The organism is Streptomyces sp. NPDC002490 (genome assembly GCF_040296045.1).
In the GTDB taxonomy this organism is placed as follows: domain Bacteria; phylum Actinomycetota; class Actinomycetes; order Streptomycetales; family Streptomycetaceae; genus Streptomyces.
The window spans coordinates 155,874-175,227 of the sequence record NZ_JBEOWM010000004.1 but is presented as its reverse complement, the minus strand read 5'-3'; the positions used below and the strand labels follow the sequence as shown (position 1 = coordinate 175,227).

Genomic DNA, 19,354 nt, shown 5'->3' with positions numbered 1-19,354 from the left:
TGCGGGGCCGCCGGCCCCGCTACCAGCCGGCTTCCCGGACCGCCCGGACCGCCTTGCGCGCGGCGACCAGCACCGGGTCCCACACCGGGGAGAAGGGCGGCGCGTAGCCGAGGTCGAGGTGCGTCATCTGCTCCACGGTCATGCCCGCGGTCAGCGCCACCGCCGCGATGTCCACCCGCTTCGCCGCGCTCTCCCGGCCCACGATCTGCACCCCCAGCAGCCGCCCGGTGCGGTGCTCGGCCAGCATCTTCACCGTCATCGACCGCGCGTTCGGGTAGTACCCGGCGCGGCTCGTCGACTCGATGGTCGCCGTCACGTAGCGCAGCCCCACGGCCCGGGCGTCCTTCTCCCGCAGCCCGGTCCGGGCGATCTCCAGGTCGCAGACCTTGGACACCGCCGTCCCCACCACCCCGGGGAAGGTGGCGTACCCGCCGCCGACGTTGGTCCCGACGATCTGCCCGTGCTTGTTGGCGTGCGTGCCCAGCGGGACGTACCGGTCCCGCCCGGACACCAGGTCCAGGACCTCCACGCAGTCCCCGCCGGCCCAGATCGCGTCCTGGCCGCGCACCCGCATCCCCAGGTCCGTCAGCAGTCCGCCGTGCTCGCCCAGCGGCAGCCCGGCCGCCCGCGCCAACGCCGTCTCCGGCCGGACCCCGAGACCCAGGATCACCACGTCGGCCGGGAACTCCCCCGTGGTGGTGGTCACCGCCCGCACCCGACCGTCGTCCCCGGTGCGGACCCCGGTGACCTCGGTGTCGTTGACCATGGTGATGCCCAGCCAGCTCATCGCGTCGTGCACCAACCGGCCCATGTCCGGGTCGAGCGTCGACATCGGCTCCCGGCCGCGGTTGACCACCGTGACCTCGTACCCCCGGTTGATCATCGCCTCGGCCATCTCCACGCCGATGTACCCGGCGCCGACCACCACCGCCCGGCGCCCCGGGGTGCGCTCCAGGGTGTCCAGCAGTGCCTGCCCGTCGTCCAGGGTCTGCACCCCGTGCACCCCGGGCGCGTCCAAGCCCGGCAGCGACGGACGCACCGGGCGGGCGCCGGTGGCGATCACCAGCTTGTCGTAGGGCGTCCACTCCTCGGCCCCGGAATCCAGGTCACGACTGCGCACCCGACGCCGCTCGGGGTCGATCTCCACCACCTCGGTACGGGTCCGCAGGTCGATCGCCCGCTCCCGGTGCTCCTCGGGGGTCCGCGCGATCAGTTCGTCCCGCTCCGGCACCTGGCCGCCGACCCAGTAGGGAATGCCGCAGGCGGAGTAGGACGTGAAGTGCCCCCGCTCGAACGCCGTGATCTGCAACTCCGCCGGGCCCCGCAGCCGGCGCGCCTGCGATGCGGCGGACATGCCCGCCGCATCGCCGCCGACGACGACCAGCCGCTCCCTCGAATCGTTCATGCGCTCCACGCTACGCGGACGGGGTGCGCTCGCCCCCCTCGGGCGCCTGCGGCGGCCCGGTCGGGCGGTCACCCGCCGGGGACGGCTGCGCCACCGGCACGCCCGTCGCGCTCACCGCGGTCGTCCGGGCCGCACGCCGCTGCCGCCAGGGCCGCAGCAGCCGCCGCCACCCCGCCGCCAGCACGGTGCCCAGCACCAGGAACGGCAGGGCGGCACCGAGGGCGACCGTCACCCACCGCAGCATCGCCAGGAAGGCGCCCCAGCCGTCGCCGACCGCGTCCACGAACCCGTCGTCCCCGTCGTCCTCCCGTCCGGCGCCCTCGGTGAGCGACAGGGTGACGGTGGCCAGGGCGACCCGGCCCTTCAAGGACTCCTGCTGGGCCAGCAGCGACTCCAACTCCGCCTGACGGCTGCTCAACTCGCCCTCCAGCGCCACCACGTCGCTGATCCTCGTGGCCCGGTCCATCAGTTCGCGCAGCCGTGCCACGCTCGCCCGCTGGTTCTTCAGCCGGGTCTCCACGTCGACGACCTTCTCGGTGACGTCCTGCGCGGAGGTGTTCCGGCTCAGGACGGTGCCGGTGTTCCCGAGCCGCTCCAGCACCTGTGCGTAGCGGTCCTGGGGGACCCGCAGGACCACCTCGGAGTGCTCGCGCCCCTCGTCGTCGCGTTCCGTGGACTCTTCGCCGACCATGCCGCCGACCGACTCGGCCGCGGCCCGGGCCGTCGCCAGCGCCCGGGACACGTCCTCGACCCGCACGCTCAGCTCCGCCGTCCTGATGACCTTCCGCTCGGCCAGCTGACCCGGCTTCAGGGGCTTGGCCCCCGAGGCGCGGTCCGCCGCCCCCGGGCTCCCCTCCGCCGCCTCGGCCCGGGCCCCGCCCCCCTCGGGGACGTACGGCTTGGACTGGGCCATCGAGTCCGCGGTCGAGGTCCCGTCCGAGCCCGAGCACCCGGCGAGCACCAGACCGGCGGCGAGCACCGCCCCGGACACCCGCCACCCCGCGGGGCCACCGGACCGCCGCCGTACCGAACGTCGCTGCACACGCATTCTGGGTCTCCCCCCGGAACACCTCGGACCACCGGCCCCTGACACTGCTTCGACGGCCCGGGCCCCCGCCACGACGTCGCGGGCGCATCGCGAACGCATCACGGTTCGGAATCGCCGCCCGCCGTTCGGTCCCGGGTCCGCGGGACCAAGGGCCCTGCGAACCCCCCACCGCCCTCTGACAGAGTGGAGCCATGCGCGCAGAGCACACCCCCCCGGGCGGGGCCCGCAGTTTCGTCGTGATCGGCGGGGGCATCGCCGGCCTCACCGCCGCCCTCCACCTCCTGACGGCGGTCGACGGCGCGGTCGAGGTCACGGTGCTGGAGGCGTCCGACCGGTTCGGCGGCAAGCTGCTGCCGGGCGAGGTCGCCGGCGCCCGCGTCGACCTCGGGGCCGAGTCACTGCTCGCACGCCGCCCCGAAGCCCTCGACCTGGCCCGCGAGGTCGGCCTGGGCGACCGGCTGGTGCCCCCGGCCACCACCTCCGCCTCGGTGTGGACCCGCGGCGCGCTGCGCCCCATGCCCAAGGGCCACGTCATGGGCGTGCCCGCGGCCCCCGAACTCCTCGCCGGCATCCTGTCGCCCGAAGGACTGGAGCGCGCGAGGGCCGAGGACACCCTGCCCCCGGTCGATCCCGCCGAACTCGACGAGGACATCGCGGTGGGCGCCTACGTCGCCGCCCGGTTGGGCCGTGAGGTCGTCGACCGGCTGGTGGAGCCCCTGCTCGGCGGGGTCTACGCGGGCGACGCCTACCGGCTCTCGCTGCGCTCGACCATGCCCCAGCTCCACGAGGCCGCCCGCACCCGTCCGACGCTCACCGCGGCCGCGCGCGCGATCCAGCAGCGGGCCGCCGAGAACGCCGCGCCCGGCCCCGTCTTCATGGGCGTCGAGGGCGGGGTGGGCACCCTCCCGGCGGCCGTCGCCGACGCCGTCCGGGCCCGCGGTGGCACCCTGCTGCCGGCCACCGCGGCCACCGCCCTGCGCCGCACCCCGGACGGTCGCTGGGAGGTCACCGCCGGCGACCGCACCCTGACCGCCGACGGGGTGGTCCTCGCCGCGCCCGCCCCGGCCGCCGCCCGCTTGCTCGCCGCCGAATCCCCGGCCGCCGCGGCCGATGTGGCGGCCGTCGAGTACGCCTCGATGGCCCTGGTCACCCTCGCCTACCGCCGCGCCGACGCCACGCTGCCCGCGGGCAGCGGCTTCCTGGTGCCGCCGATCGACGGACACACCGTCAAGGCGTCCACCTTCGCCTCCCAGAAGTGGGGCTGGATCGCCGCCGAGACCCCCGGACTGCTGCTGGTGCGGGCCTCGGTGGGCCGGCACGGCGACACCGCCGACCTGGCCAAGGACGACGACCACCTGGTCGCCGCGGCCCGCCGCGACCTGGGCGCCGCCCTCGGACTGACCGCGCGCCCGGTCGACACCCGGGTCACCCGCTGGCACGACGGCATCCCGCAGTACCCGGTCGGCCACCACGCCCGGGTGGCCCGCGTCCGCGCCCGCCTGGGCGCGCTGCCCGGCCTCGCCGTCTGCGGCGCCGCCTACGACGGCGTCGGCATCCCCGCGTGCGTGGCCGGCGGCCGGGCCGCGGCCGAACTGCTCCTCGGTGCTCCGGACCGGACGGAACACCTGATGAGGAACCCGGTGCAGAGCCGCCACGGCGGCGCAGGAGAATGAAGGACATGAGCGACGACGCCCCCGCAAGGATTCCCCACCGCGGCAAGCTGGCCAAGGACCTCAACGAGGTCATCCGCTACACGCTGTGGTCCGTCTTCACCCTCCGCGACCTCCTCCCGGAGGACCGCTCTGGGTACGCCGACGAGGTGGAGGAGCTGTTCGAGCAGCTCGCTGCCAAGGACGTCGTGATCCGGGGCACCTACGACCTGTCGGGGCTGCGCGCCGACGCCGATCTGATGATCTGGTGGCACGCCGAGACCCCCGACGCCCTCCAGGAGGCGTACAACCTCTTCCGTCGGACCCGTCTCGGCCGCGCCCTCGCGCCCACCTGGTCCAACATGGCGCTGCACCGGCCCGCCGAGTTCAACCGGTCGCACATCCCCGCGTTCCTCGCCGACGAGACCGCGCGCGACTACGTGAGCGTGTACCCGTTCGTCCGTTCCTACGAGTGGTACCTGCTGCCGGACGAGGAGCGCCGCAAGATGCTCGCCGACCACGGCAAGATGGCGCGCGGCTACCCGGACGTCCGGGCCAACACCGTCGCCTCCTTCTCGCTGGGCGACTACGAGTGGATCCTCGCCTTCGAGGCGGACGAGCTCCACCGGATCGTGGACCTGATGCGGCACCTGCGCGCCTCCGAGGCCCGGATGCACGTCCGCGAGGAGGTGCCCTTCTACACCGGGCGCCGGCGCAGCGTGGCCGAACTGGTCGCCTCGCTGGCCTGACCTCCGCACCGTTCAGCGCGGGCCCGCCCGGTGCGCCGGGGCGGGCCCGCGCGTCGTGGTGCGCAGCGCCAGCGGGCGGGGCTCCGGGTGCGCCGCGCACTCCGCGTCCGCCGCGGGCAGCGTCCCGTCCAGGAGGTAGGCGTCCAGATGGGCGCCCACGCAGTCGTTCGGGCCGCCGCCGAGCCCGTGCTGGCCGGCGCCCCGCTCGGTCACCAGCCGCGAGCCGCCGAGCCCGGCGTGCAGCTCCCGGGCCCCCGGTACGGGGCGATCGCGTCCCGTTCGGCGGCCAGCACCAGGGTCGGCGCGAGCACCTCGGCGTCCGCCCCGACCGCCGGGGGCTCCTGCCGGGGCGCCGGCCAGTACGCGCACGGCAGCACCGCCCACGCCTCCTCCCAGGTGCCGAAGGGCGCGGCCTCGGCCGCCGCGGTGTGGTCCGCGTCCCAGACCGCGAAGTCCGTCGGCCAGGGCGCGTCGTTGCAGGCGGTGGCGGTCCGCACGGCGTACGCGTTCTCCTCCTCCGCCGCCGCGTCCGGCACCGGTGCGGCCTGGGCGACCAGCAGCTCGGGGCGCCCCTCGTGGAAGGCGTCCAGGGCCGCCGCCAACAGCGGCCAGTGGTCGTCGTAGGCCACCGCCCGCAGGAACGCCCGGTGCAACTGGCCCGGCCCGACCCGGTCGCCCGCGGGTTCCGCGGCGACGGCCGCCCGCACCTCCTCGTAGGAGCGCCGCACCGAGGCGGTGGAGCCGCCCAGCCCGTAGGCGTCGTCGTGGCGGGCGACCCAGGCGAGGAAGTCCGTCCACCGGCGCTCGACCGCCGCCGCCCGGTCGAGGTGCTGGGGGTAGCCGATCCGCTCCGGGCGCGGGTCGAGGGCCGAGTCCAGGACCATCCGCCGCACCCGCGCCGGGAACAGCGTCGCGTACACCGCGCCGAGGTACGTCGCGGAGCCCACCCCCATGAACGTCAGCCGCTCCTCGCCGAGCGCGGCCCGCAGGACGTCGAGGTCCCGGGCGCCGTTCGCGGTGGTGTGGTGCGCCAGCGCGTCCCCGGCGCGGCGGGCGCAGCCCCGCGCGTAGGAGGCGGCTTCGGCGGCGCGTTCCTTCTTGTACGAGGTCGAGGGCCGTGCCGGGGAGGGGGTGGGCGCCTTGACGAAGTGCCGGGGTTCCTGGCAGGAGAGCGGGGCGGAGCGGTCGGTGCCGCGCGGGGCGTAGCCCACCAGGTCGTAGGCGCCGGCGATGCGGCGCCAGGTCGGCAGCTCACCGACCAGCGGGAAGTACCGGCTCCCCGCACCCCCGCCCGGATGGAAGACCAACGGACCCTGGTGCGCCACCCGTTCCCCCGCCGCGTCGGTGCCCAGTGCCGGCAGCCGGCTCACGGTGAGGGTCAACCGACGGTCGTCCGGGTGCGCGTAGTCCAGCGGGACCTCGACGGTGCCGCACTCGACGGGCGCGGGCAGGTCCTCCTGCTCGGCGCACGGGCCGAAGCGGACGCCGTGCGCCGCCGCCCGGGCGGCGGCGACCCGCACCCCGGCCGTCTCGGCGACGGGCCCGGCTGGTCGCCCGACTGCGGCGGCCGGGCCGGGCGCCGCCGGGACGGCCCACACCAGGGCGAGGAGCAGGGCGGTGGTCCGGTGGGCGGCTGCTCTCATGGTGCTCCTGCCCTGCGCGCCCTGCTCGGGCACCCCACGACGATCCGACGCAAGGGATGATCGGGGCGAGGGGGAGGGGTGTAAAGCACCGGGGGGCCGATGTCGGGGAATGCCCCCGAGGGGCACACCGCCGGCTCATCGACCGCGTCGGGCGGGCCCCCGTTCCGGGTCGTCCCGGTCCCCCCGGCCGCCGCGGTCGCCGGGCCGGGTGCGGTGCCCGTGCTCCCGGTGGACCGTCCGGTCCCGGTGGGCGAACGCCGTCACCAGCCCCGGATCGCCGACCGCGGCCACCCCGGCCACCGCCACCGCGGTCAGATAGGTCCGCTCGTCCCCGTCCGGCCGTGCCGACAGCGCGCACAGCAACCGCCGGCCCGGCCCCGACGCCCACCCGGTGTACGGGCGACCCTCGACCCGGGCGATCAACAGGCAACTCACCGTCAGCACCAGCGGCAGGGCGAACCAGGCGACGGCGGAGGACGAACCGCCCGCGTCCGGCGGCGTGGTGAACAGCGCCACCCCGCCGAGGCCGAGGACCACCAGGAGCGCGCCCCGTACCTGTCGGAGCGCGCTCCGGACCGTCCTGCGGGTCTCTTCCGGCACGGCGAGCCCCGCCGCCACCAGACGGTCGGCGAGCGCCTGCACCGGCGCGCCGCCCGCGGTCGCCGCCCGCACCGGAGCGATCCGGGACTGCCCCTCGCTGCCGATCGCCCGGAGCACCGCACGTTCCAGGGCGTCCCGGCCGTGCGGGTCCACCACGGTCACCCAGCCGGTGTGGGCCAGCAGCAGGCGCCGTTGGCGCGCCATCGACACCATCGTCACCTCGGCGACGCGCACCGGACCGCCCGACAGGTAGGCCGCCTCGTAGACGGTCAGCCGGTGTCCGTGGGGCGCGGGCGCGCCCGCGACCGCCGCGTGGACGGCCGCCCGGCAGAGGCGGGCGCAGGAGGTGCCGGCCACCGCACAGGCCGACAGGAGCAGGAGCCACAACATGGCGGTGTTCTATGCGACCCGTCCGGGGGGTCGCCATTCCTTATCCGCCATGTGGAACGGGAGTTGCCGCGTCGTGGTGTTCCCGGGGCCTGCGGTGGCTTCCGGGGCGGAATGCGCCGTTCCCGCGGTCCGCGGACCATGGTCCCCCCGGGTGGTCCGGGTACGCCGCGGGTGCCTCGTTCCCTCTGCCGGACGACGTACCGGAGTCACTCCTTCCGGCCGGATGCCCCTCGACGCCCGCTCAGACCCTCGTCTCGGGGGACCGCAGGGCGCGGGCGACCCGGAACGCGCGCACCGCCCTGTTCCACGGGGAGCCGGTCGGCGGCCGGGCACCGGCCCGGTCCACCCACCACTGCGTCAACTCCCGCCGGGTGCGCGGATCGTGGGGCCGTCGGTGGCGCAACAGGTGGGCGGCGAAGCCCAGGGCGTCGTGCCGGTACCCGGCGGTCATCGGCCGTCGGTGCGCGTACGCGAGGAACTCCGTGCGGTACGAGCCGCCCAGGATCACCGGAAGCTCGGGGGCGACCTTGGCGACCACGCCCACCCGCTTCGCCAGCAAGGCCCGGCCCTGCACGGCGAGTCGGGCCCGGTCGAAGCCCTCGGGCACCGGCGTCCCGGCCACCAGCGCGGACAGCAGCGCCGTCTGGGCCAGGGCAACCCGCTGCCGGGCGCCCGGCGAGCCGGACGCATCGGTGTCCGCCGGCCCCTCGGGCCGCTCGGGCCGCTCGTCGCGCCGGACCCGGACCGGTGCGGCGGCCGGTCGGCGGGAGGCGGGCCGGGCCCGGTCCACCGCGGCGCCGATCGCGGCCACCTCCCGCTCCAGCTCCTTTGGCGACGGGAAGTCCTCGTCCCGCTCCAGCAGCACGCCCGGCGGCTGCACCCGGGACGCGAGGTCGGTGAGCACGTCCAGCACCGCCTGCGGCACCGGATGCGCATGGCTGTCGTGCCACACGCCGTCCCGCTCGACCCCGCCCGCCACGTGGACGTACGCGATGGCCTCCACCGGCAGCTCGTCCAGTGCCCGGGACGGGTCCTCGCCCCGGTTGACGTGGTTGGTGTGCAGATTGGCCACGTCGATCAACAGCCGCACCCCGGTGCGGTCCACCAACTCGTACAGGAACTGGCCCTCGGTCATCTCCTCGTCGGGCCAGGAGATCAGGGCGGCGATGTTCTCGACGGCCAGCGGGACCGGCAGGGCGTCCTGGGCGATGCGCACGTTCTCGCAGAGCACGTCGAGGGCGTCCCGGGTGCGGGGGACCGGCAGCAGGTGGCCGGCCTCCAGCACCGGGGAGGCGGTGAACCGGCCGCCGGCGCGGACGAAGGCGATGTGCTCGGTGACCAGCGGGGAGCCGAGGTCCTCGGCGCGGGCCGCGAGGGCGGCCAACCGACCCGCGTCGGGCCGCTCCGCGCCGCCGAGCCCCAGGGACACCCCGTGCGGAACGACCGTGACGCCCCGTTCGCGCAACCGCACCAGGGACTCCGGCAGATGCCCCGGGCAGAGGTTCTCGGCGACGGCTTCGACCCAGTCGATGCCGGGCATCCGCTCGATGGCGTCCGCGATCTCGGGACGCCAACCGATGCCGGTGCCCAGTCTGATCGCCCTCGGTGCCGCCGTGCGGAGCACGCACGTGCTCGTCATGGTCCCCTCCTTCGTGCGCCGCGCCGTCTCGATGGTGCCGCGGCCGTCCCGCCCCCGTTGCGCCGCCTCGTCCCGGTGGACGCCCGGGTGGACGGCACGGCGATGTGCCGGGAGGCGCGCGCGTCGTGGGAATCATCGCCCCGGGGCGCGCGGCCCAACCCGTGGGGAAGATGTTCAGAGCTAGTTCTGAGGTTCCGCCCGGTCCGTGTTGACCACTCCGGGCACCGTCGCGGAGGGGCGCGAGGTGGTCGAGATGTCCCCGTCCGCGGTGACCGCGGGCGCGGGCGGGACGGGGCCGTCGGGCGGCGGGGGGCCGGTGGGGCTCGCCGTGGCGGTGGCCGCCCCGTTGGCGATCGCGTCGAAGTCGACCATCCCGGTGTTCTCCAGCACGGTGATGTGGTCCAGCACCGTCTGGTTGGCGTCGGTGGCGAGTTGCCGCACCAGGGTGTTCCGGGTGGTGTCGCGGACCTGGGCGATCAGTGCGAACACCTTGCCGTGCGCCACCCGCAACAGGTTCGCGAAGTCCTTCTGGTACTGGACGCCGGTGGCGTCGGTGAGCTGCTGCAACCACGCCCGCTGCTGCTCCGTGGGCTGGTTGGGCAGCTCCATGCCGAGCTGGGCGGCGACCTCCCGCACCCGCCGGTCGAGGTCGGTGTGGCCCACGACGAGGTGGTCCCCGGCGGTGCGGATCGCCTCGGTGGGGGCGCGTTCCACGGCCTGCTGGCCGGCCGGGAGTTCCCACAGCCCGGCGAGCCGGACCCGGACGACGAAGTCCCGGTCGGCGGCGGACAACGGGCCCCACCGGGTGGGCACGGTGCCCGCGGCGAGGTGCGCCCGGGGTGTCCCCGCGCGATCGGCGTACGACCACACCGGGAAGGCCAGCGCGACCAGGGTGGCGGTCAGCGCGCCGATGATCAGGGTCGTGCCGTTGATGCGCCGCAGCACTAGGAGCCTCCCGGGCGTGGTGCCCCCGTGCCCTCGCAGCACGGGGTACCCGCATCCAACCGTCGACCCGGCGGGTATTCCAAGCGGGCCGCGGGACGGTGACGGACGACCGGGTGCCCGGTGCCCGCCACAACGGGGCCGCCGGGCTCACCGGAACAGGCAGACCCGGAGGTCGAGGAGCGGCGGAAGGGCACCGATCAGACAGGGCACCGGCGGCGGGGTGACGCCCGTCCGCGGCGGGGCGGGCGTGCTCGGGGAAGGGCTCGGGCCGGGGGAGGGGACGGTGCCGCCCGTGCTGCCGGGTCCGCCGTCCGACCCGCCGGCACCGCCCGATCCGGGCCCCGTGCCGCCGGCGGTGCCGGTGGGCGTTCCGCCCGGCCGCTTTGTCGGTCCGCCGGGGGCACCGCTGCCGTTCGACCCGGTGCCCGCCCCGGAACCGCCGCCCGTCGGGGCTGCGCCCCCGCTCGTCGTGGCGCCGGTCGTGCCGGGGTGCCCCCCGTTCCCGGCCGTCGCGGTGGCCTCCGGGGCGGCCGGGCGCGGGGCGCGGTCCGTCGGTCGCGGTGCCCGCGGTGCCGGGGTGCCGACCCCGTCGAGCGCGGGCGGGGTGCCCGCGGCGTCCCCGCCGTGCGTCCCGGTGCGGTCCGCTCCGTCGTGCCCGCCGTCGTCCACCGCGCCCTCGGGGCCGGCGGTGGCGCGGTGGTCGGCGCGTTCGGGCGCGCCGGTGCCGTCCGGCGCCCCGGGCGCCGGGGTCCCACCCCCGCCCCGGTGGTCGGCGCGGGCCTGCGCCCCGCCGCCGGCACGGTCGCCGGCCCAGGGCGCGGTCAGGGCGAGGGCCGCACCCGCTGCCACCACCAGGGCCCCGACCAGGGCCGGGGTCCGCCGGGCCCGACCCGCGGACCGGTACGGCCCCGGGACGCCGAGGTTCGTCCGCCGCAGCACCCGCGCCTGCTGCCACAAGGCCAGCAACACCAGGCCCAAGGCCCCCAGGACCGCCATGATCAGGACGTCCACCATCCGCCACACCCCCACGTTCCACGCCCCGCGCCCGCCCTGGTCCGGCGGTGCGCTCCTTGCCCACCCGACGATGGCGTGCGGGGGTCGCCGCCGCGACTCCGGTGACATATCGTCACCAAGGCGTTACGTTGTGCGTCGGACTGGTGTGCGAGGAGAGCGGGGGAGGCGGGGACCGGGTCAGTCGCGCAAGCCCCGGTGCCCGTCGACGACCACCGTCTCCCCGGGGGCGATCTCGGTGAAACCGGCGTCCCGCACCACCGGCGTCCCACCGGCGAGGAGCTCCGGCCAGCGCCCGGGGTCGGCGGTCCGCACCGACAACGGGAACCCGGCCGCCCGCCACGCCGCGCGTTCCGCGTCCGACTGGTCCCACCACGCCAACTGGGCGCCGTGACCCGCCTGGGCCATCGCCTTGCCCGCCGTCATGGTGGCCGAGGGGCTCAGCCAGAGCACGGGGCCGCCCGGTTCCGGCGCTCCCGGGGGGTGCGGGTCGATCAGCTCGGTGCCCGAGACCTGGAGCCGGGCCAGGTCCTTGGGCCAGCCGTCCAGCGGGATCGGCGGAAACACCCTGACCTGCGCGGACTTCCCGGTCACCGTGATGCCGGGCAGCGCCTCGGCCCGGCGCCACTCGGCGCCCCGGGCGCGCCGCACCACCTTGCGGATGCGGGCGTCCTCCCACTGCCGCACCGCCTCCGCCCACGGCCCGTCCCCCGCCGCCCGCGGGTCGCTCAACAGGACGAGCACCGCCCGGGCCGCCGTCTCCAGGGCGTCCGTGCGCTCCGGGGGCTCGGTGCGTTCCAGCCGCACCACCATCGGCAGCACGAACTGCGGCGCCTGGTCGCGCGGATTCGGCCCCTCCGGCACGTGGCCCTGCCCCTCGGACACGGCTTCTTCGCTGCTCATCCGTCCAGTCTGCCAGCTGCCGCGGAACACCTCCCGGACCGCGCCGGCGCCGGCCGGGGCGGCCTGGGGCATGATCTCTCCCATGCGCGCACCCCTCCCGTTACGGTTCCGACGTCCCGCCCACCGACCCCCGCCCGGCATCCGCTTGACCGGGGTGGGCCGACGGTACGGCCGGCGGAGCCGCTGGGTGCTGCGCGGCGTCGACCTGACCCTGCCGCCCGGTGCGCTGGTCCGGGTGCACGGGGTCAACGGCAGCGGGAAGTCGACCCTGCTGCGGCTGGTCGCCGGGCTCGACGCGCCCACCGAGGGGCGGGTCACCGGGCGTCCGCACACCGCGTACGTCCCCGAACGCTTCCCGCCCCGCCTCCCCTTCACCGCCCTGGGCTACCTCGTCCACGTGGGGCGGGTGCACGGGCTGGACCGGTCGGCCGCCGAGCGGGCCGCCCGCCACTGGCTGGAACGCCTCGGTGCCGGGCCCCACACCACGGCGCCCCTGTCCACCCTGTCCAAGGGCACCTGCCAGAAGGTGGCCCTGGCACAGGCGTTGCTCGCACCGCCCGGCCTGCTGGTCCTGGACGAGGCGTGGAGCGGTCTGGACCCGGACGCCCACGCCGAACTGAACGCCGCCGTGGCGGAGCGCGTCGAGGCCGGTGCCACCGTGGTGTTCGTCGACCACCGGCGGACGAACCTCGCCGGCCGGGCGGACCTGCTGATCACCGTCGAGGAGGGGAGGGCCTCCGGTACGGCGGAGGGGACCGGTCGCACCGGGCCGTCGGGCGGGGCGCGACCCGAACCGCGGACCGTGATCGTGGCCGAGGGGCCGGCCGGGGCCGAGCCGCCGCCGCTACCCGCCGGCGTCCGCGCCGCGCGCACGCCGGCGGGCACCGTGCGCTTCACCACCGACCGTTCCTCGTCCGACGAGGTGCTGCGCGCCCTGCTCACCGCCCGCCGTCCCTGGCACGTGGTCACCGTCCACCGGGCGGGGGCGTTCCCCGCCGCCGGTGGGCCCGGGCGCGAGGACGGCGCGGTGGACGCTCCCCGCGGCGGCGGGGAGGTCCGTCCGTGATCGCGCTGGTGCGCTACCACACGGCGCTGTTGCTGCGCTCCCAGCGCTGGTTGGCGCCGCTGGTCCTCTACGCGGGCGTGCTGGTGGTCGGCATCCGGTCCGGCGAGCCGCTCCTCGGATCGCTGGGCCTGGTGGCCGCGGCACTGGTGCCCGTCACCGCCTGGCTGGTGCGGATCGGCGTCGGCAACGAGCCGCCCGAGGCCCGGGGCTGCACCGCGGCGCCGCACGGTCCGCCGCGTGCCCATCTGGCCGCCCTGCTGGCCGCGTCGGGGGCGGCCGGGGCCGTCGGGCTCACCGCCGTCGTGGTGGTGACCGCCGTGGGCGGGGCCGTGAACGACACCGGCACCCGCGAACTGTCCCGGCCGGCCGCGGGCGCCTGCGGGCTGCTCGCCGCGCTGACCTGCGTGCTGCTGGGCGCGGCGGTGGGCGCGCTCACCACCCGGCCGGTGCTGCGGTCACGGGGGTGGGGGCTCCTGGCGATGCTGCTGGGGCTCGGCGCGGTGCTGATCGCGGCCGGTTCACCGGTCAGGACGGTGCTCACGGCGCTGACCGAGGGCTCCCGGGAGGGGACGGTTCCGTTGCTGCTGGCTCCCACGGCTACCGCGGTGCTGGTCGCCGCCGGGGTGTCGGCCCTGGTCTGCGCGCTCAGCGCCCGGGGACGGTGACCGGGCCCCCGGCAGGTCAGCCCGAGCAGGCGGAGCGCTGGGCCTCCAGCCACTCGCACCGCGGGCAGAGGGTGATCCCGCGGTGCGATTCCGGGTGTTCGGTGACCTCCCGGCACAGCACGCACTCGGCGAACGGTCCCTGGACTCCGGTCGCCGCGGTGGTGGGGGAGGCGGGTCGACCGGGTCGGTCCGCACGGTACTCGTCCATGCCTCCAGGGTAGGGCGGTCAGCGCCCGGCCACGGGCCCGCCGGCGGCGGCCGGGTGCTGTCCGATCAGTTCGGACACCTTCACGAACCGGTACCCGCGCCCGCGCAGTTCGGGGACGACGTCCCGGACGACCCGCTCGGTCGTGGGGGCGGCGCTGCGCGTGCAGTGCAGCACGACCACCGAGCCGGGCCGCACCCCGTCCAGCACCTGGTGGGCCACCGCGCCCGCGTCGGTGGCGAAGGCGTCGCCGCTCACCACGTCCCACTGCACGGCCGTCGCTCCGGTCGGGGCGAGCGCCCGGAGCGCACGCTCGTCGTGGCACCCGCCGGGGAAGCGGAAGTACGGCACCTGGTTGCGCACGCCCACCGCGTCGAAGGCGCGGGTGGCCCGTTCGGCGTCGGACCGCATCCGTTCGGGCGCCACGGTCGGCAGTCCGTAGCAGTCGGCGGTGAACGCGTGGTGGCTGTAGGAGTGGTTGGCGACCTCGAACAGCGGGTCGCGGCCGATGGACCGCGCCTGGTCCGGGTACTGCTCGGCCCACCGCCCGGTCATGAACACCGTGGCGGGCACCTTCAGTTCCCGGAGGGCGGCGATCAGGCCCGGGTTGTCGAACCGTTCCCCGGCCGCGGCCCGGGCGCCCTGGTCGGCGGTCATGTCGGCGTCGAAGGTCAGCGCCACGGTCCGGCCGGCGTCCCGTCGCCCGTGGGTGAGGACGGGGGTCAGACCGCCGGGTCCGGGTGCCATCACCGGCGGCCCCGGGGGCGGGTCCGGTGCGGGGGAGACGGTGGTGGACGGGCGTCGGGCGCCCGGAGCGGTCTCCGTGCCGCAGCCGGTGAGCACGGAGCCGGCGCAGAGGGCGAGGACGAGGATTCTCCGCACAGAAAAGATCATTTTCTGAACGTATCGTCACATGAGCGCACTTTCCGTGGTGACGGGGAGCGGGGGCGGAGGGGGCCCGGGAACGTCACCCGCTTGCCCTCCCGGGGCCCGGCGGCGGGGGTTCAGTCGCTCTCCAGGCCGTCGACGAGCCGGTTGAGGAACCGGGTGAAGGTGGCCTCGGGGGTGAGGGGACGCCGGGGGGCGGTGAGAGCCGCGGCGAGTTCCGGGTGGCGGCCGTCCGCGGCGACCGCGGCCAGGTAGCGCGACTCGGCCGCCACGCGCTCCGGGGGGCGGGCCGCGGTCCGGGTGAGTTCGTAGCCGACGTGGCTCGCCACGAACGCGGTGAGTTGGGAGAAGACCTCCAGCTTGGCGGCGCCGTCCAGTCCGCTGGGGCGCAGGACGGTGAGCACGTGCTCCAGGAAGGCCAGGGTGCGGGGGCCCGGAGTGCGGTGCGCGAACAGGACCGCGGGCAGCCAGGGGTGGCGCAGCATGTGGGCGCGCTGGGCCCGGGCGACGGCCTTCAGGTCGGCGCGCCAGTCGCCGGTGGGCGGCTCCGCGGGCAGTTCGCCGCTGACCTGGTCGACCATCAGTTCCAGCAGGGTCTCCTTGTCGGGGGCGTAGCTGTAGAGCGACATGACGCCGGCGCCGACCGCGGCGGCCACCCGCCGCATGGTGACCGCCTCCAGTCCCTCCGCGTCCGCCAGGGCCACCGCCGCCGAGGTGATCGTCTCCCGACTGAAGGAGGGCTTGCGCCCCCGGCGGGGCTCGCTGGGGCCCAGCCAGAGCCGTTCGGGGTCGGTGCCCGGGGCGTCGGCCCCCCTGTCGCGGGGCGCGGTCATGCGCTCCCCCTCCCGTTGGTCGAGGTGTCCGAGGTGGGGCCATCCAAGCATCCTCTATTCTAGTACAACGTACGGAATAAAGGAGGGGACGATGTCATCACGCATGCCCGAGGGCGAACCCGGGTGGTCCGCCTGGACGCCGCCGGCCGGGAAGCCGGCCCTGTCCGCACGGATGATGAGGGCGAGCTGGCGGGGGTTGCCGGCGAAGCGCCACGAGGTCGGCCGGCAACGGGGACTGGTGGTGCCGGCCGCCGACGGCAGCCCGCTCCTCACCGACCACTACTTCCCCCGCGCGGCCGGTGACTTCCCCACCCTCCTGGTCCGCTCGCCCTACGGCCGGGGCCTGCCGTGGGCGCCCCTGTACGGTCTGCTCTTCGCCGAGCAGGGCTTCCACGTGGTCCTCCAGAGCTGTCGGGGCACCGGCGGTTCCGGCGGCTCGTTCCACCTGTGGCGCAACGAGCCGCTCGACGGCCTGGCCACGGTCTCCTGGCTGCGCGAACAGCCCTGGTTCAACGGCGTGCTGGGCACCGTGGGCCCGAGCTACCTGGGCTACGTGCAGTGGGCCCTGGCCCTGGACCCGCCGCCGGAGCTGAAGGCCATGGTGGTGCAGGTCGGACTGCACGACCCGCACGCCGAGTTCCACACCCGGGGCGTCCTGAACCTGGAGAACGCCCTCCTCGTCGGGGTGGGCATGGCCTGCCAACACCGCGGCACGGCGGCCCTCCTGGGGGCGATGTTCCGCCTCCGGCGCCGGTTGCGCGCCATCACCACCGCACGGCCCCTGCGCGGCGCCCACGCCCTCGTGCTCGGGGACCGGGCGCCCTGGTTGGACGAGGTGATGGCCCACCCGGACCCGGAGGACCCGTACTGGCACGGCGCGGCGCTGACCGAACCGATGGACCGGCTGACCGTGCCCACCGGTCTGATCGCCGGATGGCACGACCTGCTGCTCGACCAGAGCCTGGAGCAGTACCGGCGACTGCGCCGGGCCGGCTGCGAGACCTCACTGCTCGTCGGGCCGTGGACCCACCAGTCCGCGATGCAACAGGGGTGGCCGGAGGTGTTCGCCGAGACCCTGGGCTGGCTCCGCGCCCATCTGCTCGCCGACCGCTCCGCCCTGCGCCCCACCCCGGTGCGCGTGCACCTCGGCGGCGAAGGCGCCTGGCAGGACCTCGACGACTGGCCGTCGACCACCACCGCCGGCTCGTGGCACCCGCTCCCCGGCGGACACCTCACCCGGCTCGCCCCCACCGCCTCCGAGCCGGTGGCGACCTTCCGCTACGACCCCGACGACCCGACCCCGTCCCTCGGCGGCCCCCTGCTCTCCCTGGGCGCGGGCCCGCGCGACAACCGGACCCTGGAGTCCCGGGCCGACGTCCTCACCTTCACCAGCGCCCCGCTGACCGAGCCCCTGGACGTTCTCGGGCCGGTCTCCGCGCGCCTGGTCGTCGCCACCGACACCGGCCACGGCGAGGTCTTCGTCCGGCTGTGCGACGTGGACCTGCGGGGGCGTTCCACCAACGTCTGCGACGGCATCGCCCGGGTGCACGCCGAGCCGGGCTCGCCCACGACGGTCACGGCGCCGATGAGCTCCACCGCCCACCGCTTCCCGGCCGGCCACCGGCTGCGCTGGCAGATTAGCGGGGGAGCCCACCCCCGCTACGCCCGGGGCACCGGCGACGGGACGCCCGCACTGGACGCCACCTCGTACACCCCGGTGCACATCACCCTGTACGCCGAATCGGCGCTGACCCTGCCCCACGGCTCCGAGCCCGGGCGCCCGTCGGGATGACACCGGCGGGCCGACGCGGGCGTTCCCGCGTCGGCCCGCCGGGTCGGGGACCGGTGAGGTCACGGGCGCGTGTCGCGCCCGTGACCCCGGCTCAGGTCCTGCTCTGCACCGGAGTCACGGTCACCTGGTCCGCGCCGCTGCCGCCGTGCCGCGCGGCCCAGTTCTCCAGCGCGGTCCGGCAGGCGTGGTCCAGGTGGTGGAGCCCCGAGAGGTCCAGTTCCACGGGGCGGGCGTGCGGCAGTGCCTCCAGGGTGTCGAGGATGCGGGGCAGGCGCAGGAAGGTCGCATTGCCCGACAGCGCCGCACGCACCGGCCCGGTGCCGGAGTCCTGCACCTCCAGACGCACGTGCGAAGCCTCCCAGGCGGTCTTGACGACGGCCATCGCCAGCCCGATGAGGACGCCCTCGAACATGCTGATGGCCACGATGGACACGGCGGTGACCCCGAGGATCACCACTTCGCCGCGGTGGTCGCGCCACAGCGGGGGGAGCGCGCGGAACGGGATGAGCTTGAAGCCCGCGTGCACCAGCACGCCGGCCAGCGCCGGCAGCGGGATCACGGCCAGCGCCGCCGGGAACAGGGCGGCGAACAGCAACAGCCAGACGCCGTGCAGGATCCGGGACGCCTTGGTCCTGGCCCCCGCCTGGACATTGGCCGAACTGCGCACGATGACCGCGGTCATCGGCAGCGCACCGAGCAGGCCGCAGACGGTGTTGCCGGCTCCCTGGGCCATCAACTCCTTGTCGTAGTCGGTGCGTCGACCGTCGTGCATGCGGTCCACCGCGGCGGCGCTGAACAGCGACTCCGCCGAGGCGATCAGGGTGAAGGCGAGGATAGTGCCCAGGATGCCGACGTTCGCCAGGGTGCCGAAGTCATCGGCCTCGGGCAGCCGCACGGCGTCCAGCAACCCGGTGACCTCGACCTTCGCCACCGGCAGCGAGAAGGTCGCCGACACCACGATGGCCAGGGCCACCGCGGCCAGCGGCGCCGGGACGAACCGGGCCGCGTGCGGGATGCGCCGCCACAGCACCAGGACGGCGATGGTGCCCGCCCCGAGCAGCAGCGAGGCGCGGGCCGCGGTGGAGCCGAAGGAGTCGGCCAACATGCCGGGCAGGCCGGCGATCTTGTCGAGTCCGTCGGCGGGACCGTCGGTGCCGGTCATCGCGTACAGCTGACCGGCGATCAGGACGAGACCGATGCCGGCGAGCATCCCCTCGACCACCGACACGGAGATGGCGCGGAACCAACGGCCCCAGCGCAGTGCGCCCATGAGGAGTTGGAGCGCTCCGGTCACCAGGACGATGACGCCCAGCGCGGCGAGCCCGTAGGCGCGCACAGCTTCCAGGACGAGCACCGTGAGTCCGGCGGCAGGACCGGACACCTGGAGGCTGCTGCCGGGCAGGGCCCCGGCGATCAATCCGCCCACGATGCCCGTGACCAGGCCGAGTTCGGCCGGGACGCCGGAGGCGACGGCGACGCCCACGCACAGGGGGAGGGCGACGAGGAAGACGACCACGGAGGCCGTGAAGTCCTGTCGCAGCGTGGGGAGTCGGAAGGGGGAGCGGGAAGGGGGAACGGAATCCGCCGGGCAACCGGAGTCGCCGGAGGAAGCGGCCGAGCCCGGGGGGCCGGCGGAGACGGGACGCTTGGTGCGCCCATTGAGGGTGTTCATACGGATGCCTCCTGCGCGCTGCGGGGCGCGCGTGTTACGTGTGGGGGAAACGGGGGGCAGGCGTGTGTAGGCGGATCAGGCAGGAAGGACCGACCAGGCTCCGCGTGGGCTGAAGTATGAGGGCCCGCGGCGGGACCGGGCACGGCCCGATGGCGGCCCGGCGGGGAGCCGGGCGGTGCGGTGGAACCCGCTGAAGCCGTTGGTGCTGCCTGATCCAGCCGACGACCGGCTCGGGGACGTCGGTGTTTCCG

At 75.8% G+C, this 19,354-nt stretch carries 16 protein-coding genes and 1 pseudogene; 5 read left to right on the top strand and 12 right to left on the bottom strand.

Features of this window, described 5'->3' with window-relative positions:
- Nucleotides 1-19: 19 nt before the first annotated feature.
- Nucleotides 20-1,405 carry an FAD-dependent oxidoreductase gene (locus ABT092_RS04295; protein ID WP_351239583.1) on the bottom strand — a complete coding sequence of 462 codons (1,386 nt, stop codon included), beginning with the start codon at nucleotides 1,403-1,405 and terminating at the stop codon, nucleotides 20-22.
- Nucleotides 1,406-1,415: 10 nt separating this feature from the next.
- Complete coding sequence (locus tag ABT092_RS04290) at nucleotides 1,416-2,453, bottom strand: DUF4349 domain-containing protein (RefSeq protein WP_351239581.1); 1,038 nt, start codon at nucleotides 2,451-2,453, stop codon at nucleotides 1,416-1,418.
- A gap of 191 nt (nucleotides 2,454-2,644) precedes the next feature.
- Between ABT092_RS04290 and hemG the strand changes: the two genes are divergently transcribed.
- Nucleotides 2,645-4,126, top strand: a complete 1,482-nt coding sequence (gene hemG, locus ABT092_RS04285) for a protoporphyrinogen oxidase (protein ID WP_351239579.1) — start codon at nucleotides 2,645-2,647, stop codon at nucleotides 4,124-4,126.
- A 5-nt stretch (nucleotides 4,127-4,131) separates the two neighbouring features.
- A complete protein-coding gene (gene hemQ, locus ABT092_RS04280; RefSeq protein ID WP_351239577.1) occupies nucleotides 4,132-4,851 on the top strand; it encodes a hydrogen peroxide-dependent heme synthase in 720 nt (239 codons plus the stop codon).
- 12 nt (nucleotides 4,852-4,863) lie between these two features.
- Here hemQ and ABT092_RS04275 read toward each other — a convergent pair.
- From ABT092_RS04275 to ABT092_RS04250, 6 genes and pseudogenes are all read right to left on the bottom strand, one after another.
- Nucleotides 4,864-6,494, bottom strand: a pseudogene (locus ABT092_RS04275) (alpha/beta hydrolase).
- Nucleotides 6,495-6,629: 135 nt separating this feature from the next.
- On the bottom strand, nucleotides 6,630-7,484 hold the full coding sequence (locus ABT092_RS04270; RefSeq protein WP_351239575.1) for a TIGR04222 domain-containing membrane protein: 855 nt from the start codon (nucleotides 7,482-7,484) through the stop codon (nucleotides 6,630-6,632).
- Nucleotides 7,485-7,725: 241 nt separating this feature from the next.
- Complete coding sequence (locus tag ABT092_RS04265) at nucleotides 7,726-9,123, bottom strand: MbnB/TglH/ChrH family RiPP precursor modification enzyme (RefSeq protein ID WP_351239573.1); 1,398 nt, start codon at nucleotides 9,121-9,123, stop codon at nucleotides 7,726-7,728.
- A 180-nt stretch (nucleotides 9,124-9,303) separates the two neighbouring features.
- Complete coding sequence (locus ABT092_RS04260; RefSeq protein WP_351239661.1) at nucleotides 9,304-10,065, bottom strand: DUF4142 domain-containing protein; 762 nt, start codon at nucleotides 10,063-10,065, stop codon at nucleotides 9,304-9,306.
- 150 nt (nucleotides 10,066-10,215) lie between these two features.
- The gene (locus ABT092_RS04255) at nucleotides 10,216-11,082 is read right to left on the bottom strand and encodes a hypothetical protein (protein WP_351239571.1); all 867 of its coding nucleotides are present in this window, start codon (nucleotides 11,080-11,082) and stop codon (nucleotides 10,216-10,218) included.
- 177 nt (nucleotides 11,083-11,259) lie between these two features.
- A complete protein-coding gene (locus ABT092_RS04250) occupies nucleotides 11,260-11,982 on the bottom strand; it encodes a peptidyl-tRNA hydrolase (RefSeq protein ID WP_351239659.1) in 723 nt (240 codons plus the stop codon).
- Nucleotides 11,983-12,064: 82 nt separating this feature from the next.
- Here ABT092_RS04250 and ABT092_RS04245 point away from each other — a divergent pair, with 82 nt between their 5' ends.
- Complete coding sequence (locus ABT092_RS04245; protein WP_351239569.1) at nucleotides 12,065-13,048, top strand: ATP-binding cassette domain-containing protein; 984 nt, start codon at nucleotides 12,065-12,067, stop codon at nucleotides 13,046-13,048.
- A complete protein-coding gene (locus ABT092_RS04240) occupies nucleotides 13,045-13,713 on the top strand; it encodes an ABC transporter (protein WP_351239567.1) in 669 nt (222 codons plus the stop codon). Before ABT092_RS04245 ends, ABT092_RS04240 begins: the two co-directional genes overlap by 4 nt.
- 16 nt (nucleotides 13,714-13,729) lie before the next feature.
- Here ABT092_RS04240 and ABT092_RS04235 read toward each other — a convergent pair whose 3' ends face one another.
- The 3 genes from ABT092_RS04235 to ABT092_RS04225 all read right to left on the bottom strand — a co-directional run bounded on the left by ABT092_RS04235 (nucleotide 13,730) and on the right by ABT092_RS04225 (nucleotide 15,639).
- A complete protein-coding gene (locus ABT092_RS04235) occupies nucleotides 13,730-13,921 on the bottom strand; it encodes a hypothetical protein (protein ID WP_351239565.1) in 192 nt (63 codons plus the stop codon).
- A gap of 18 nt (nucleotides 13,922-13,939) precedes the next feature.
- Complete coding sequence (locus ABT092_RS04230; RefSeq protein WP_351239563.1) at nucleotides 13,940-14,812, bottom strand: polysaccharide deacetylase family protein; 873 nt, start codon at nucleotides 14,810-14,812, stop codon at nucleotides 13,940-13,942.
- 110 nt (nucleotides 14,813-14,922) lie between these two features.
- On the bottom strand, nucleotides 14,923-15,639 hold the full coding sequence (locus ABT092_RS04225) for a TetR/AcrR family transcriptional regulator (RefSeq protein ID WP_351239561.1): 717 nt from the start codon (nucleotides 15,637-15,639) through the stop codon (nucleotides 14,923-14,925).
- A 91-nt stretch (nucleotides 15,640-15,730) separates the two neighbouring features.
- Between ABT092_RS04225 and ABT092_RS04220 the strand changes: the two genes are divergently transcribed.
- Nucleotides 15,731-17,431 carry a CocE/NonD family hydrolase gene (locus ABT092_RS04220; RefSeq protein WP_502968383.1) on the top strand — a complete coding sequence of 567 codons (1,701 nt, stop codon included), beginning with the start codon at nucleotides 15,731-15,733 and terminating at the stop codon, nucleotides 17,429-17,431.
- Nucleotides 17,432-17,522: 91 nt separating this feature from the next.
- Here ABT092_RS04220 and ABT092_RS04215 read toward each other — a convergent pair whose 3' ends face one another.
- A complete protein-coding gene (locus ABT092_RS04215; protein WP_351239559.1) occupies nucleotides 17,523-19,103 on the bottom strand; it encodes a SulP family inorganic anion transporter in 1,581 nt (526 codons plus the stop codon).
- Nucleotides 19,104-19,354: the final 251 nt, after the last annotated feature.